Origin of the sequence: Flavimaribacter sediminis (assembly GCF_019492055.1) — a bacterium.
GTDB lineage: Bacteria > Pseudomonadota > Alphaproteobacteria > Rhizobiales > Rhizobiaceae > Flavimaribacter > Flavimaribacter sediminis.
Genome location: NZ_JAICBX010000003.1, coordinates 330321 through 345931, shown reverse-complemented (window position 1 = coordinate 345931; position 15611 = coordinate 330321). Strand labels below are relative to the sequence as shown.

Here is a 15611-nt window from a genome sequence, read left to right as displayed (position 1 = left end):
ACTGATATCAATGGCTGCTGTTTCAGTGTTTTCTTCAATCGTTGGCTATTTGTTCGTCTATTTGGCCTATGTTGTTGCCGAAGAATACGTCTCGAATTTTCAGGGTTGGCTGCCGTTTGAAATCGAGTTCTCAGTCCTTTTATTATCAATTGTTCCGGCTCTGATGCTAACCGGCTGGATTGCGATAAGACTGACCAGACGAATACTGGCGCCGCTCAATTCTCTTGCGACAGGAGCGCAACGAATTGCAGCCGGCGATCTCAGCGCAAGGGCAGACCCGGGAGATCTTCCGCTCAGCGAAACCGCACTTCTGATATCTGATTTCAATACAATGGCTAGCCGGTTGCAGGACATGACAAACAACCTGATTACCTGGAATGCGGCTATTGCCCATGAACTCAGAACGCCTTTGACGATACTCTGCGGCAAAATACAAGGAGTTGTAGACGGCGTTATTGTTGCCGACGAAAGACTTTTCCACAGCCTGCTGTTGCAAATCAACAGCTTGGGTAGATTGGTCGACGACCTGCGCGTGGTTTCATTGTCAGAGAGCGGTCATTTGGATCTGCGAAAGGACCGAATGGACCTGTCTGAGCAAATCGGCTCGGTCATCGAAGTCGTGCGGGCGCCTCTAATAGAATCAGGGTTCAGGCTGGAAACAAATCTGGTTGATATCGAAATCTTTGCCGATGGAGACCGCATCCGCCAAGCTTTGCATGCACTTCTTGAAAACGTGCGGCGTTATGCGGTTCCAGGCTTGCTCAATATCGAAACGCTACGACTAAACAACAACATCCTCATCCGCGTCGAGGATAGCGGTCCTGGATTGGCGCCAGAGTTTGTAAAGCGGGCATTCGAACCCTTCGAGCGAGCAGATCCATCCAGATCACGCCATAATGGAGGGTCGGGACTCGGCCTTTCTGTTGTCCGCGTGATCGCTGAGGGCCATGGCGGTGAGAGTTCTTACCGTCGTTCATCGCGCGGCGGTTCGATTTTCGAAATCAGCCTACCTCTGACATGAGCTTGAATCGGCAGGAACAAGAACTGGCTGCAAGTAGCAAAAGGAAGGTCGTGACTTTAATTTTATTCAACTCAATCCAACCAGACGCCGTCGTAGCTTCCAACTGCGAAGATAGCGATCTCCATGGTATCTTCATACAATGTCAAACCTGCTTTCAAACTTTATTGTTATCATCCGATCGCAACGGGAACACGAAAAATTCCGTCGAGATCGAAATGAATATTCCCAACACATGTGAAATCCTGAGTATAGAAAAATGGAATGACGCATGTATTATATATTGATATTTTTCTCCGTAATATTGTATATATACTTGTTTTTATATTATGAGGGTTATATCGATATTTTGCTCGATAATATTTCGAGAGTGCTTAGTTTGGTCATTGCAAGATTTTTTAGATCCTAATCCTAGGCACAGCGGCCATATCGGGTCGCGATGCGCCGCCAGTCCTTCAACTTCGCGAACATGTTTTCGATTTTGTGGCGCTGCCTGTACAGCGTCCTGGAGTATTTCCTTGGCGAATTCCGGTTTGATCGGTGCGGAATGCAGGCTTTAATCTTGCGGGCTTTCAACGCATCACGAAACTCGTCGCTGTCATAGCCTTTGTCACCGATCAGGACTTTGGCATTTGTCGTCACACAGCGCATCTAGTTTGGAGTTCAAGCCGCCCCTGGTTCGACCAATACGACGCGGAGCTGCCCCTTTTTTGCCAGACTGCAAGCAGTCCGGTGAGCCTTCAGGTGCGTGGCGTCAATCATGACGATGTCTGGTTCTTCATTGTAGCCCGCCAAACCGCTAAAGATACGATCAAAAACGCCCTTCCGTGACCATCGGACAAAGCGATTGCAGAGAGTCTTGTGTGGCCCATGGATGTCAGGCGCATCTCGCCACCTCAGGCCGTTTCGGACGACGTGGATTATTCCGCTGACTACACACCGGTCATCAACACGGGGTCTGCCATGGGAGCGCGGAAAGTAAGGTCGAATACGCGCAAGTTGCGCTTCGTTAAGCCAATAGTGATCTGACATGGGCAAGTCCTCCTGCCCACTTGAATCACATCCTAAAATAGATTTGAATCCATGAAGTTACAAATGTCGGCTCAGCGGACCTTAATACCGTTTACGAACTTGGATTGAAGGTCGGCTGTACGAGCTTCTCAGCGATGAAATCGACAAGCGCTTTTGCGTTGCTGAGTGACGACTGGCGTGCGGAATAAAGTGCGTAGACCCCGACATCCAAAACTTCCCAATCCGGTAGAGCTCGCGACATTTGCTCAGATGAGATTGCCTCACGGACGGCAAATTCCGGAAAAATCGCCCAACCCATTCCCTCAGAGACGAGTTGAGCAGTGAGTTGGCCATTGTTCGTGATCATGCTGCTGTCGGGTTCAATCTGGACCGGGCGAGATTTGCCCGGCTTGGACAATTTCAAAGTCACCCCCATTGCAGGGGTTTTGATCCAACGCATTGCCTTCAGGTCCTTCGGAGTTTTAACCCAATGCGTATTGCTTGCCGAAACACATACAACCCCGCGCGTCCTGAACAAGAGTTTCGCCGGCCTGCGGTCGTCTCCGGGATCGCCGATCCTGATAGTCAAATCGGTTTGGCGGTCCATCGGGTCAACGGCCTCATCATCCAATATCGCCTCCAGACCCAGTCTGGGGTGCTTGGATTGAAACTCCGTCAGGAGCCGCGCAAAGAACGGTGACGCCAGCACAGAAGGTAAGGACAAGCGCAGCTGCCCGACAAGGTCTGTGTTCTCTGATCGAAAGGCGTTGAGGCCTTCGCGCAGAGCCCCGGCTATCTGCTGTGCAACCGGAAGAAATCGTTCACCATCCGCAGACAATGCGATTTTGCGGGTGGATCGATAAAGCAATTGCCGCCCAAGGCGGTTCTCCAGATCGGCAACCAATTGACTGACATACGGCGCGGAAAGACCCAAGCGGTCTGCGGCAGCGCGGAAGCTGCCTTCGTCAACAACCGTTGCGAAGACTGTAGCCGGGCGAAGCAGTTCAAGGTCATTCAAAGCCATATACAAATAGATACATTTGATAATGTGCAATAGTCAATCATTTCAATAGCCGTCATCCTTCCCTTGCAAATCATCGAAAGGGAATTGCCATGATCAAAACACTTATCGCCGCAGGTGCATTGAGCGCCGTTGCACTCTCAACTCAAGCACAGGAGGTGCAAATGTCTGACACGATCTACGAAATAGCCATTCAAGAGGTGAAGCCGGGCATGGAAGAGGCCTGGGCGGAGCAACGCGCTGCCTTCCTCGAAGCGCTGAGCGGGCGCGAAGGAAATGAAAAAGACTGGACGTTCCCGGCATTTTTTACATTTCCCGAGCCAGGACCAAACCCTGTTTATGTCGGGATCACCCGATGGTCGCAGTTGGCGAACTTCGCCGCCGCATCGGAGGCTTTGACGCCAACCGACACAGCTGCCGCTTTCTTCGAGACCGTCAACATGCAGGCCTTCGTGCAGGCCAGACCTTTGGATGGCGGTGACTTCGTTCTGGAGGATTACATCAACACGCCGGGACAGGTTCTTGAAGTAGCCGTCCGCCGCCCTTTGGAAGGTCAACGGGAAGCATTTGATGCAGGCCGAGACGCCATCTTCGGTCGCGTAGCTGAGCAACCGGGCTATATCTTCGACCGTGAATTCGTCACCGCCGATGGCTGGCAAACCGTCCTGATCGGTTGGGACAGTGTCGAAGCATTCCAAGCAGCGCTCGGCGTCGTCTCGCTAGGGCCGGAAATGCAGGAATTCTTCGGCGCGGCCGAGATCATGGCATACCAAGCGGCCCGTGTAGAGTGACTGCAGGAGACGTCCCCGCTCTTTGATTGGGGGCGTTCCTCAGTTGAGCGAACTAAATTCGAGCAGATACCGTTCGCCGCAACGCCGCATTTGAGTAGGGACGGGCTCACTGCGGTCATTGCGACCTTCCGGATTAATGGATCCTAATCCTGGTGTAAATTTTACATTCTATTTGTTTGCGGTTTTGGTTTCAAAGTATTGAGTGCAGCACTTATACCGCCTCGATCTATGAGACTGGAGGGCGGGGTGCGACCCGGCTGCCCTGAGCAAGCCAGGTGATTATAGGTTCCATCCTTTTTCTCCGCGAACCCTTGCCGCATATCAAAGCGAACCGGGTCAGCAGGCAAAGGGAGAGAGTAGTTCAGGAGAAGCTGCACTAAACGTAGTTACAGCACTCAACTGCCATATTGGCTGACGTGACAAGTCGATGTGAACTTTTTCTTCAACGCGACACAATCGCGACGTACGTAATAAAATTGAATAATATCAATTAATAAAAGCGGAATCGCAATCCGCGTGTCGAGGGGTCATGTTCCTCTCCCGCTACCACTACATCCTTGTACGTCCGGATGTAGCGCGCCAGCTGACTCTGGTTTTTTGCCACGAGGTTCTGGAACATTTTCGGATTATTGTGGCTCGGGTCAGGACCCATGAAAAGAAGAAAGGCTCGGATGTCGGCTTTGAGCCCAACATGCAAAATGCTGCGCCGCGAATACGTGTCTGCTCCAATGAAAATTTGGGATGATTGCATGGTCATCCGATGAATCGGACAGGCATCACAATGTCACCACTATCTTGGCCGCCGAGACGCCTTTCTTCTGGCGCTCGAACGCGGGCTGGATAGCTTCAAGTCGGTGTCCCACCACCAGAGGTGGCGGGGCGGCAACAAAGCGACCGGTCCGTAGGGCATCAGGCAGAAAACTTTCGTAGATCGCAGGGCCAAGGTCGGTATCCATAAGCGCTGACCCCCAGATCGAGCTCAACCGCACACCCTTGCGTTTGGCAGCAATCCATATGCCACCATTGCTTATCATCATCTTCGGCGCCATCCTGGTCATCAAGGTCCAAACATTCGGGCGGTCGGGCATCGCATCGATATCGACCGGGAATGTCGCGAGCGCGACCTTCTTGTTGCCCTCGGACGCGCCAAGGACGGCAATACAGGCTTGCGCAGAGCGAGCGCCCATCGCCACGGCGCCTGCCAGGGTGTAGCCGTCAAGTGCGTTCGCAACACGGGTCGCTGCGTCACCGCCGTTGTAATCATGAACCTCATCAGCGCCGAGCTTCTTGAGATACCCGAAATTGTGCGGCGACGCCGTGGTCACGATCCGGTATCCCGCCGCTTTCCCCAACTGGATGGCATTACAGCCCACGCTGGTCGACCCGCCCCAGACCAGCAAGGTCCGGCCTTTGTCAGTCGTGGGCGATGTCGGCAGCTCCAAATCCAGCTGATCCTTGGCGAAGAGTCCGCAAGCTGCCGTCGAGAGCGCCAGCGGAAGCACGGTCGCCGCCTCGAACGTCATAGTGTCCGGGATCGGCGAGGCCATGTACGCCATCACATTGGAATAGATCTGGAACGCTGATTCGGATGATTTGTTGCGGACTTTCTCCATCCCGGTCGCGTGCCCGACCACGCGGTCGCCGACCTCGAACCGGGTGACGCCCGGACCGACCGCCACAACCTCGCCCGCCAGATCGAATCCCAGGATCATCGGGTATCTTAGCCAACCGTACAGTGGGTTTCCCATCTTCTGCTTGTACCGGTCGATCGGATTGATCGCGACGGCGCGATTTCGGACCTGAATTTGACCTGCTTCAGGCGGGACACTGGGCGCGTCCGCCACTTTGAGCTGGGCAAAGGGCTCATTGAGCCAGGCAGCGGAATTCGAAGTCATGATGATCTCCTATCACTGATAGGCAGACACCTATAGATGATAGGTTTGTTTTACAAGATGTTTCATGACCGGTATAAAGTCTCTGTAGATTGAGAAGAAATGGATTCCCGAACATGTCGCCGAAGGCCCGGAAACCGGAAGCGCAGAGTCGACGCGACGAGATATTGAAGGTAGCTGGCGATCTTTTCAGCGAGCATGGCGTGCAGGCTGTGACCACCCGGCAAATCGCGCAAGTGGTCGGCATCTCGCAGCCATCGATCTACGCACATTTCCCATCCATCCAGGCGATTCAAGATGAGGTCGGATTACGGTCATTTGCACTTCTGGAATATGCCATAGCAGCATCGGTGGATGAGAAACCCGAGGCGCAGTTGCGCAAAGCTATTGATGGCTATCTTGATTTCGGAATGACCCACCCGCAGGCCTACCGGATCGCTTTCATGTTGGAGCACGCAGCGATTTCCAAGAACGATGGTCATAAGGATATGGGGGCGTTCTCGCTTGCCGACCATCCGGGGCCGCGTGCGTTCGGGCATCTGGTGCGCATCGTCGCACTTAATCGTCCAGATCTCTCCATGCAGGCGGTCCAGACCAGATCGCAGTGCCTGTGGGCAGCCCTTCATGGCCTTGTTGCCCTGATTCTGGCGCGGCCCCATTTTCCATGGGCGGACCGGAAAACTCTGCTGAAAGAACAAAGCAGGCTGGCCTTCAATATGGTTTTTGACTGACAGATGGATCAGTTTCTAGTCTCGGATCGGCGCGGATCCGGAATATCCAAACGAATGCTATTGCTTTGAAGCGGTTCTCCGGCCGGTCCCGGCGGGCGATGAATTCGCTCCATGGCAGACACTCGATCACGACGCCGGCGAGCCGTTCTTGCACGACCTCGAGGAGCGGCGCCAGGCGCGCCGCTTTCATTTTTTGTTGTCGACTGTAAGCACCGGCAGCAACAGGCCAACATGCGGTCTGGCACAATCTGCGATGCGTGGCAGGCAAAAACCGTTGAAAGGACTTCGTCGCTTGTGCTTTGTCTTTAGAAGGGCGCGCACCCGGACCTTTAATGGAGAAACTGATGACCTCAAAGACCGTCGAGAACTGGTTGACGCATCTGCATCCTGACAGATGGTCGGGTGCGCTGATCATCCTCGCGCTTTTTGTGCTCGCCGGACTGTTGCTGTCGCATCTGCTCCATCGGGCGATCCACGTTGTTGTCGAGCGTGACCACGACAATCGACTTGACCGCATGTCCATTGCCTTCCTGTCGAAGGTTGCAAGCGCCTTCCTCTGGATCATCATCCTGATGTTCTACGGGCATATGATTCCGGCGCTCAATCGGCTCGCCACGGCGCTGCTGGCAAGCGTTTCGATTGCCTCGGTGGTTTTCGGACTTGCCGCTCAATCAACCTTGTCGAATTTCGTGGCGGGCTTCAGCCTGATCTTCTATCGCCCTTTCCGGCTCGGAGACAAATTGCAGATCAATGCACCGACCGGCCTCGAAACCGGCATTGTCGAGGACGTATCGCTCGGCTACACGATGCTCAAGACTTACGACAACCGCCGGGTCATCATCTCGAACTCCTCAATTTCGAGCACGACCATGGTCAACCTGTCCGCCAAGGAGCAGCGGACAATGGCGATCATTCCCATTTCGATCGGCTACGATTCCGACATCGACAAGGCTCGCGCCCTGATCTTGGAAGTCGCCTCGGGACTTCCCGACATCGAAGAGGTCGTCAGCTGCCCGGTCACCAATCTGAGCGCCTCCAGCGTCGATTTCAGTCTGCGCCTCTGGTGCGCGGATTCCGGTGTGGCGGCTGGGGTGAGGAACATCGTGCTTGAAGCCGTCAAAAAGCGTTTCGACGCGGCCGGGATAGAAATTCCCTACGCATACCAGAATGTCGTAATCAAGGAACTACCGGAAGCGCGCCGTAAGGAAGAGGACGTAACGTCCGAGTGATCGGGGCTTTGCGATTCCAGTACGCATAGCCGTGCTTTGCCGGGCATGAGATTGTCAGTGAAAACGTCAATCCTGGATATCCGCCGTTCCAGGCGGGCGCCTGAAGCTGAAAGCACGCAACGAATTGCGTCCGTCAGAGTTGAACGGGGAAGTTCCCGTTTTCCCGATCCTGAACAAGCTTTACATTGTCCGGAGGCCTCGCAGATCACCTTGGCTTGACAGTGTTTTCCTCCGCAAAACCAGAACTCGGCGATAAACTGCAACAGGGCGGCGGGAAGCCTATTGCGCCGCTGCTCGTGGCGCCGCAGCGCGAAGAGAGTCCGAAAAAGCATGAAGGCGCCGCATGGCTTCGCGCAGAACGGCGTCGGGCACCGTCAGGGCCACGCGGATCAGCGTCTTTGCGTTTTCGCCGAAGGATGCGCCGGGCATGACGGCCACGCCCTGCTCTTCGAGGAGCCGCCAGGCAAACTTTTCGCCGTCCAGACCCGTATCCGAAACATCGATCATCACGAACATTCCGCCCGAGGCCTTGCCCGGTTTCAGGTCGGGGCAGGACACCAGTTCGGACGATATGAGATCGACGCGCGCGGCGTAACTGCTGCGCATCCTTTCGGCCGTGTCGAATGCGCCGCGCAACGCCGCTTCCGTCATGTCGGCGATAAAAGGTTGATTGCCGAACAGGATGGTTTCGGAAATCGGCAGCAATTTGGTGCAGAATTCCGACGGCCCGATCGCCCAGCCGCTTCTGAAGCCGGTCGCCGCAAAGGTCTTGGAGATTGACGACACGACAATGGTGCGCTCGCGCAGTTCCTCGATGTCCAGGGGAGAGGCGAAGACGCCTTCGAAAATCAGGTCCTCGTAGACCTCGTCACAGACGATCCAGAGATCGTGGTCGCGAGCGATCTTGCCAAGTTCTGCAATAGTCTCGATGTCGAGAAGGGCTCCTGTCGGGTTGTGCGGAGTGTTCAGCAGAAGCACCCGGCTTTGCGGCGTTACGGCTGCCTCCAGATCAGCGGGTTGCATGACGAAGCCATGCTCCATTCTCAGCGGAACAGGCTGAAGAACGGCGTCGGAGGCGCGAATGACGCCTGCATAGGTCGCATAGTACGGATCTCCGACGAGGACGCCCTGGCCCGCGTCGACAAGGGCGATGATCGCGGCGTACAAAGCCGTCTGCGTGCCGGGAAAGCAGAGAACATTTTGCGTGGTGATGTCCGGATAGCGTGGTTTGTACTTGTCGACCAGCGCTTCGAGAAGTCCGGCTTCCCCACGCCCGTTGGAGTAATGGGTCCGGCCCCTGCGCATCGAGGCTTCGCACACGTCGATCAGCGTCGGGTCGACCGGAAGATCGGGTTCGCCGATGGTCAGTTCGATGATCTGTTCACCGGCCGCAGCCTTGTCCCGGGCGGCGTTGTGGACGGCCCATTTTTCACCGCCAAGTTCGGCGAGACGATCGGTAATTCCTGCATAGCGCATGATGTTTGTCTTTAATGTTCCTGTGTTGTCTGGGGTTTCGATAGCGAGCCCGGCGGAAGTCCCAGCAGCCGTTCGCTCGCTTCGACGAGAATGTCGGGAAGAAGCGCCTGGCTGTAGAGGCCCGCATTCAGCGAGCCTTCCATCCACAGGCCGTCAATCAGCCCGTTCAGCGCAATCGCATGACGTTTGCAGATCGCGGCGCTGTGTGGTCGCTTGTGGGCCACAAGCACCGGCTCGACGAGCGCCTCGAGCAGATTGAGAAACTCCCTGTAGCCCTCCCGGTGTATCTCGGCGAATTGCGGATCGTAGCGCACCCGTCCAATGAACGTGGCCCACAGCGAAACTTTCTGCTCCGAGAGGTTGGGCATTGTCACATTCGCGCGCAGGAACTGGCGCAGTTGCAGATCAGCTTCCCCTTCGGTTCGCCTGGCGCTGTCGCTGGCAAGGGTCGTCAACTGCCCGACCAGATAGGCGTAGGCGTTCCTGATCATGTCGTCCTTGCTGCCGAAATAATGCCGGACAAGACCAGCGGTGACGTCGGCTTCCTCGGCGATCCTGCGAACTGTTGCTCCGTGCAACCCGTGTTGGGCGACACACACGAGCGTTGCCTCCATGAGGCTGCGACGGCGGTCATCGAGTGACAGGCGCTGAAACGCTTTCCTGCTCATTTTTTGTTTCCATAGTCCCCCGGCCACGCCGGCCGACTTGCCAGTAGTTATACAATTGAATAATTTTCCGTCAAAGGCAAAAACGCCGCCTGTCCTATCGGGTGGCGTCTTGGAATATTGCGCTCCGTCACGCAGGCAGGGGTTCGACGGGCGAGACAGATCAGTATCCTTGCCTGGGGTCGACGGACAGGCTGAGCGGTTGGCCTGCCAGAAGTTCCCGTGCCGACAACAAGGCCTGTTCGGACACGATGTAGGGCATGGAGTCGCTCGCAATGTGCGGGGTAATCCGCAGGCGCCGGTCCCGCCAAAACGGATGATCCGCGGGCAGGGGTTCCTCGCGGAACACATCCAGGCTGGCGCCGCTCAGTTGGCCGCTGTCGAGCGCGGCGACGAAGTCGTCTTCATGCAGATGTTCGCCGCGACCGATCTGCACGAGCCAGGCTCGCGTTGCGAGTCGTTCAAACAGGTTTTTATCGAGCACATTCTCGGTCTGCGGCGTCAAGGGCAGGACATTTATCACCATGTTCGCTCCTTCGACCGCCTGCATGACAGCATCGTCACCTGTGGTGTATGTGACGCCTTGCTCGGGATCGCGAGGCGGGCGGCGACAGGCGACCGTGACGGTAAAACCCAGCCGGGCGAGAGACCGTGCGACTGCGGCGCCCATGGTTCCATGCCCAAGAACGGCGACTTTCAACTCCTTCGGCGCACGCATCGGAAGCGGCCGCCACTGCGCGGCGTCCTGATCAGCCCGCATTTGCGCAAAACCACGCTCTACATGCAAAACCTCGTGGACGGCGTAGCCTGCCATCAGGTCTGCCTGGTGCGGGTCCCTGACCCTGCAAATCGCAATGTCATCATCGAGACCCGGATGATTGAGCAGGGCGTCGACGCCGGCCCCGACGGACATCGCCATTTCAAGATTGGGATAGGGCGCAAAGGCCTCGGGCCCGGGCAGCCAGCAAATCGCAAAACGGATTGCATCAGGGGCTTGCACTTCATCGGGATTGAGAAGGCGAACGTCTCTCGCCCGGTCGCCGAAATCAAGATCGTAAAAAGATTTCAGGTCCATGGTTTCGCTTAAAAGAACGCCGTGAATCGTTTCCGCGTTCGCCATGCTTTAAAATCTCCATCTGAGTTTCATGCGCGGGGCATTGCTGTTCTGAACTGCAGAGCACGCGGCCCGCAGTTGTCAATCCGGAATTGGCGTTGGTGACGAACAGGTTTGTATCGGCGCCTGCGACTGAATTGTTTTCCTTGCACTTACGGGCTAGTTATACAAATGTATATTAAAGAGTAAAGCTGAGCGCTGCTATGCCTGGAGAGGGAGACGTCTCCCGACATGGAGCGCCGGAGCGTATAATATGCGCTCTGTCGACATGTAGAAGGCCCGCGACCGCGCGACGAACAGGGCGGTCGGCGCGGGCAAGAGAGGATGAAATGCTAAGCACGAGCGAGACATCTGCCGGACCATCTGCAATGAGCGACGCCGAATACCAGACGCGGGTAGAGCTTGCCGCGTGTTACAGGCTCGCGGCCTACTACAAGATGACTGACATCATCTACACGCACATAACGGCGCGCGTTCCGGGCGAACCCGGTCATTTTCTGATCAATCCCTACGGCTTTCTTTGGGAAGAGATCACCGCGTCCTCCCTGGTCAAGATCGATACCGACGGCGCCAAGGTCGCCCCCAGCCCCCACCGCGTGAATCCGGCCGGTTTCACGATCCACAGCGCGGTCCATATGGACCGCCACGACGCGGCGTGGGTGATGCACACACATACACGCTCGGGCGTGGCTGTTTCCTGTCTTGAGGAGGGGCTCATGCCCCTCAACCAGATCGCGCTGCAATTTTACGGCCGGGTCGCTTATCACGATTTCGAGGGCATTGCGCTCGATCTGGAAGAGCGGCGCCGGATCACAAGGGATCTCGGCGCGCATCCGGCGCTCGTTTTGAGGAATCACGGCCTGCTGACGGTCGGTGAAAACGCCGCGCAGATGTTTTCCAACATGTTCTACCTCAACCGGGCCTGCGAAATTCAGGAATCGGTGTTGTCCATGGGCGTGCCCCTCAAGCACGTGGACGAGACTGTCGCGCGCCGCGTCACCGAGCAGTATGACCAGATGGCGTTCGATGACGGCGACCTGCTACTCGAATGGGACGCGCAGATGCGGCTCGCCGATCGCCTTGATCCCGGTTTTCGGGACTGATCGGGTTTGTTGATGCACACCACACCGGCTTCAGCTTTCCTGGCAACCGGCGATCGGGCAGGGGCGCTCGGGGAGGAGGAGGTCGCCGCATCTGCGAAACATTGTTGTGCGATGCACAATTTTTCCGCGTGATGAAAATTTAATCTCAACCGGTTTGCGCCCAAAATTTAGCCGAAATAACCTTGACATGCCATCGGGGCCTGCCTACCCTTGATGTCAACCATGGGCGCGCAAGACGACGCTCAACAAAGTCATGCTTCAGGATTGCGAGCAGGTCCTACAGCGCGATCCTTTGAAAATCGGCGGTTTGGCGATCCATCTTCGGGTCGCCTTAAAGGCCACAGCGAGCTCGCTGCGAGAATCGGCTGTCACAACCGTTGAACAAATGCGCCCGTCCAGTGATGTCTCCCGCAGCGCGGGAGCATGGTGAACGAGACGGGCATGCCTGCCGGGTCTTCTGTTATCCCGGCTACTGACATTGCATGCTGTTGGGCGCTAACCGGCAGTTCGCCATGCAATGACAACAGTTTCCGTGTCGGATTTCCCGGCGTACCAAGCGGTGCTTTCGATTTCTTCGAACCGACCAGCAAGGAGCAAACAATGCACGTTTCGAACACCATAAATTGTAGCGGTCTTTCCACTGCGCCGACTGTCCTGCGCATCAAGCAGGCGCTCATCGGGTTGCCGGACAGCAAATTGCCGCTCAGTGTCCTGGTCGATTCGGAATGCGATTGCGCACGCCTCGTCAATTCTCTGGGATCCACGGCCGGTGATGTGTATCTGGCGTCCGATATCAGACAAATACCCGCATACCTGTCTGCAGAAGCACAACGCAGCGACCGATCAGCCGATACAATCCACCGGGTATCCTGAAAGTTTTGAGCCGCCGCTCCGGCGGCTTTTTTCATCGGCAAGAATTCTTGCTGCAAAGACGACGCAGGACGTTCGGCAGCAGTACGCCTGATATCCAGGATAGCCTCAGCGACGCCGGTGCTGTGTCAGCTGCAGGATGGGACGCGTCAGCGCTATCCGCAAAAAAGGAAACAAAGATGGTCGAAACCACTGGCTCCGGAACCACCAGTGATAGCGAAACCTATGGGCTGACCCCTGAAGCGCCCGATTTCGCTTTTGATCCGGGCGATCCATGGACCCGAACGTTTCAAATGGGCCTGGAACGCGCCAACCTGCAGGGCAAAACAGTTTATGAAGTCGGCATAGGCACGGGCATCAACGCGGCTTTCGTGCTGCGGATGTGCGGCGTTTCAAGGGTTTTCGGCAGCGATCTTGATCCGCGCCTCGTGGAACTTGCCGAACGAAATATTCACAGCCTTTCACCTGAGCACGCCGAGCAGTTCCAGCCGGTCAAGGGCGCTGTCAGCCTGGTCGATACAGAAGAAGCACGTGCAAAAATTTCGCAAACAGATGTCGTTATCGCCTGTCTTCCTCAGGTGGGCGATCCCCGTGATTCCCGTCTGGCGGCGTTTCGCGAGGCGCAGTCCGTGCCGCTCGCAAGCGGGGCGGATGAGCGGGCCGAGGATCATATTGCCCATTATTATCCCTGGGCGATGTTTGACGAATATCCTTTCAATGCGGTCGGTCTGGGATTGAATGAAGCTCTGTTGCGCCGGATACGCAAACATGCCCCCAAAGCCGAGGTCGTCATGAATTTTGGCTGTCGTATCGGAACCGACATCATTTTCGATTTCTTCAGGGCCAACGGATTTGAGCCGGAAAAGCTGGCTTCACAAATGGTGCGACAGGACGCCGGTACGGATATCTCGTTCTTCGTGGCGCTCGAAAAAGCCCTGACAGGAACGGGCCTGGAGAAGGAATTCGTTTGCGAATTCTTTGCCGACGAGGAAGGCGACATGCCGCTTTCGGCATGCGAGGCACAGAACCTGTCGGAACAAAATCCCGACGTCGCACTCTATCATGAGGTCTGCGTTATTCGCGGCCGTCCGACCGGCGCCTGAGCAGGGCAGTCTCCTTCTTCCGCCACCATTGCTCAGTAACTCCCGCGTCCCGACAAAACCGCCCGAAGGGTCAGCGCCATGATCGTGAGATCGAGAAGCAGCGTTCTGGACCGGGCGTAGGCGCTGTCCATCTCGATCATGCGGTCGAAGCCGATGTCGGCGCGGCCCGACACCTGCCAAAGCCCGGTCAGGCCCGGCTTGACGTCGAGCCGGCGCAGCGCGTCGCCTGGATAGGCCGCGACCTCCTGGGGCAAGGCCGGGCGCGGTCCGACAATGCTCATCTGGCTGAGAACCACATTGAAAAGCTGTGGAAGCTCGTCCAGCGAATAGCGGCGCAGGAACCGGCCGACCGGCGTGATGCGCGGATCGTCTTTCGCCTTGAAGCACAGGCCGGGACGGTCGCTCATTGCCAGCACGGCGGCGCGCTGTTGTTCTGCGTCCACGCACATGGTGCGGAACTTGTAGAGCGTGAATGTCTTGCCTCGAAGGCCCACGCGTTCCTGCCGAAAGAACACCGGCCCCGGCGATGTGAGACGGATGGCGGCGGCGATGGCGCCTATGGCGGGCGACAGGGCGATGATAGCCGCGCTCGCCACGAGGAGGTCAAGCAGGCGCTTCCCCTTTACCGGGCCTTTCACCGGGCCATCGGCCGAACTGGCCTCCGGATTTCTGTCGCGCCAGGCCCTCAGTATAAATTCCGGATTGCCCCTGATATAGCGGCGCGCCATGCGCTTCGGCTCCAGCGCCAGGCGCCAGAGCCACTCCATTCCGGTTTTCCTGAAGAGCATCGGCGCGCGGCGCACCTCTCCGGACCAGAAGTCGAACTGTGCGCCCACACCCATGACGAGAGACGCGGCAAGGCGCTCGCGATTACGCTCGATCCAGATTTCCTGAAGCGGCACGCCAAGCGCGACCAGAACGATGTCGGCGCCGGACGCGTTGATCTCGTCCACGATCGCGTGTTCCTCATCCCGCTCGAAAAAGCCGTTTCGCGTGCCGGCGATAACCAGACCAGGCGCGAGCGCGGACGCCCGCAGAGCCGCGATGCGCGCAATATTTTCCCTGCTGCCCAGAAAGTAGATCGACAGCCCGCGTTTTGCGGCCTCGCGGCACAGTGGCAAAAACAGGTCCGTTCCGTTGAGGTTTTCCACAAAACGCTTGCCCTGCATCCGCGCGGCCAGACTGAGCCCGGAACCGTCGGGTAGAATAAAGTCGGCTTTTTCCAGCGCCCGTCGATAGGTCCGGTCGCTGGCGGCCGTGTTGACGCAGTGCGCGTTGAGGAAGGCGGCGGTGTAACGTTCGTCGCTGTTTAAAAGCCTGTCCAAAGCATCGCGCGTCGTGGCCGATACGATGTCCAGACCGAACAAATTGATGGTGTCGAGCGGTTGTGTCTGTGTCATGGCGATCTCCTTTATCTTCGGTCACCTGGATAAAGGAGCGCCGCGCCGCGCAGGGCGGCGCGAAAGCGTAGTCGCGGCATTAGTCGCTGATTCAGATTTACTGCGGTATAGTGTCGGTTGTACTGAAGACTATTGGCGCTGCACCAAAGGATACAAGGTTCGGCGCTCTGGGAGCGAGAGTGACGGC

At 56.7% G+C, this 15611-nt stretch carries 12 protein-coding genes and 1 pseudogene; 6 read left to right on the top strand and 7 right to left on the bottom strand.

Annotated elements, in window-relative coordinates:
- Positions 1 to 10 precede the first annotated feature (10 nt).
- Positions 11 to 1021, top strand: a complete 1011-nt coding sequence (locus K1W69_RS17215; protein WP_258571159.1) for an ATP-binding protein — start codon at positions 11 to 13, stop codon at positions 1019 to 1021.
- Positions 1022 to 1429: 408 nt separating this feature from the next.
- Here the strand turns inward: K1W69_RS17215 and K1W69_RS17210 are convergent.
- Both K1W69_RS17210 and K1W69_RS17205 read right to left on the bottom strand, forming a co-directional pair.
- Positions 1430 to 2050, bottom strand: a pseudogene (locus K1W69_RS17210) (IS5 family transposase).
- Between the two features lie 91 nt (positions 2051 to 2141).
- Positions 2142 to 3083, bottom strand: coding sequence for a LysR family transcriptional regulator (locus tag K1W69_RS17205; protein ID WP_220229658.1), 942 nt, complete (start codon positions 3081 to 3083; stop codon positions 2142 to 2144).
- A 59-nt stretch (positions 3084 to 3142) separates the two neighbouring features.
- Here K1W69_RS17205 and K1W69_RS17200 point away from each other — a divergent pair, with 59 nt between their 5' ends.
- On the top strand, positions 3143 to 3841 hold the full coding sequence (locus K1W69_RS17200) for a hypothetical protein (RefSeq protein WP_220229657.1): 699 nt from the start codon (positions 3143 to 3145) through the stop codon (positions 3839 to 3841).
- Between the two features lie 776 nt (positions 3842 to 4617).
- Here the strand turns inward: K1W69_RS17200 and K1W69_RS17195 are convergent.
- Complete coding sequence (locus K1W69_RS17195; protein ID WP_220229656.1) at positions 4618 to 5736, bottom strand: zinc-binding alcohol dehydrogenase family protein; 1119 nt, start codon at positions 5734 to 5736, stop codon at positions 4618 to 4620.
- A 113-nt stretch (positions 5737 to 5849) separates the two neighbouring features.
- Between K1W69_RS17195 and K1W69_RS17190 the strand changes: the two genes are divergently transcribed.
- Together K1W69_RS17190 and K1W69_RS17185 are read left to right on the top strand one after the other, a co-directional pair.
- A complete protein-coding gene (locus K1W69_RS17190) occupies positions 5850 to 6464 on the top strand; it encodes a TetR/AcrR family transcriptional regulator (RefSeq protein WP_220229655.1) in 615 nt (204 codons plus the stop codon).
- Between the two features lie 344 nt (positions 6465 to 6808).
- A complete protein-coding gene (locus tag K1W69_RS17185; RefSeq protein ID WP_220229654.1) occupies positions 6809 to 7693 on the top strand; it encodes a mechanosensitive ion channel family protein in 885 nt (294 codons plus the stop codon).
- Positions 7694 to 7972: 279 nt separating this feature from the next.
- Here K1W69_RS17185 and K1W69_RS17180 read toward each other — a convergent pair whose 3' ends face one another.
- The 3 genes from K1W69_RS17180 to K1W69_RS17170 all read right to left on the bottom strand — a co-directional run bounded on the left by K1W69_RS17180 (position 7973) and on the right by K1W69_RS17170 (position 10954).
- Positions 7973 to 9169, bottom strand: a complete 1197-nt coding sequence (locus K1W69_RS17180; protein ID WP_220229653.1) for a pyridoxal phosphate-dependent aminotransferase — start codon at positions 9167 to 9169, stop codon at positions 7973 to 7975.
- Positions 9170 to 9180: 11 nt separating this feature from the next.
- Positions 9181 to 9837: a TetR family transcriptional regulator C-terminal domain-containing protein gene (locus tag K1W69_RS17175; RefSeq protein WP_220229652.1), complete on the bottom strand. Its 657-nt coding sequence runs from the start codon at positions 9835 to 9837 to the stop codon at positions 9181 to 9183.
- Between the two features lie 160 nt (positions 9838 to 9997).
- Positions 9998 to 10954 (bottom strand): NAD(P)-dependent oxidoreductase, encoded by a 957-nt coding sequence (locus K1W69_RS17170; protein ID WP_220229651.1) that lies wholly within the window; start codon positions 10952 to 10954, stop codon positions 9998 to 10000.
- 323 nt (positions 10955 to 11277) lie between these two features.
- Here K1W69_RS17170 and K1W69_RS17165 point away from each other — a divergent pair, with 323 nt between their 5' ends.
- Positions 11278 to 12051, top strand: coding sequence for a class II aldolase/adducin family protein (locus K1W69_RS17165; RefSeq protein ID WP_220229650.1), 774 nt, complete (start codon positions 11278 to 11280; stop codon positions 12049 to 12051).
- A gap of 1049 nt (positions 12052 to 13100) precedes the next feature.
- Positions 13101 to 14024 carry a 50S ribosomal protein L11 methyltransferase gene (locus tag K1W69_RS17160; RefSeq protein ID WP_220229649.1) on the top strand — a complete coding sequence of 308 codons (924 nt, stop codon included), beginning with the start codon at positions 13101 to 13103 and terminating at the stop codon, positions 14022 to 14024.
- 32 nt (positions 14025 to 14056) lie between these two features.
- Here K1W69_RS17160 and K1W69_RS17155 read toward each other — a convergent pair whose 3' ends face one another.
- A complete protein-coding gene (locus K1W69_RS17155) occupies positions 14057 to 15424 on the bottom strand; it encodes a WecB/TagA/CpsF family glycosyltransferase (protein ID WP_220229648.1) in 1368 nt (455 codons plus the stop codon).
- Positions 15425 to 15611: the final 187 nt, after the last annotated feature.

Bases quoted from the DNA above. Each gene is read 5' to 3' on its own strand.
- K1W69_RS17185 (WP_220229654.1), top strand. From the start codon at position 6,809: ATGACCTCAAAGACCGTCGAGAACTGGTTGACGCATCTGCATCCTGAC.
- K1W69_RS17190 (WP_220229655.1), top strand. From the start codon at position 5,850: ATGTCGCCGAAGGCCCGGAAACCGGAAGCGCAGAGTCGACGCGACGAG.
- K1W69_RS17180 (WP_220229653.1), bottom strand. From the start codon at position 9,169: ATGCGCTATGCAGGAATTACCGATCGTCTCGCCGAACTTGGCGGTGAA.
- K1W69_RS17215 (WP_258571159.1), top strand. From the start codon at position 11: ATGGCTGCTGTTTCAGTGTTTTCTTCAATCGTTGGCTATTTGTTCGTC.
- K1W69_RS17170 (WP_220229651.1), bottom strand. From the start codon at position 10,954: ATGGCGAACGCGGAAACGATTCACGGCGTTCTTTTAAGCGAAACCATG.
- K1W69_RS17155 (WP_220229648.1), bottom strand. From the start codon at position 15,424: ATGACACAGACACAACCGCTCGACACCATCAATTTGTTCGGTCTGGAC.
- K1W69_RS17175 (WP_220229652.1), bottom strand. From the start codon at position 9,837: ATGAGCAGGAAAGCGTTTCAGCGCCTGTCACTCGATGACCGCCGTCGC.
- K1W69_RS17160 (WP_220229649.1), top strand. From the start codon at position 13,101: ATGGTCGAAACCACTGGCTCCGGAACCACCAGTGATAGCGAAACCTAT.
- K1W69_RS17195 (WP_220229656.1), bottom strand. From the start codon at position 5,736: ATGACTTCGAATTCCGCTGCCTGGCTCAATGAGCCCTTTGCCCAGCTC.
- K1W69_RS17200 (WP_220229657.1), top strand. From the start codon at position 3,143: ATGATCAAAACACTTATCGCCGCAGGTGCATTGAGCGCCGTTGCACTC.
- K1W69_RS17165 (WP_220229650.1), top strand. From the start codon at position 11,278: ATGCTAAGCACGAGCGAGACATCTGCCGGACCATCTGCAATGAGCGAC.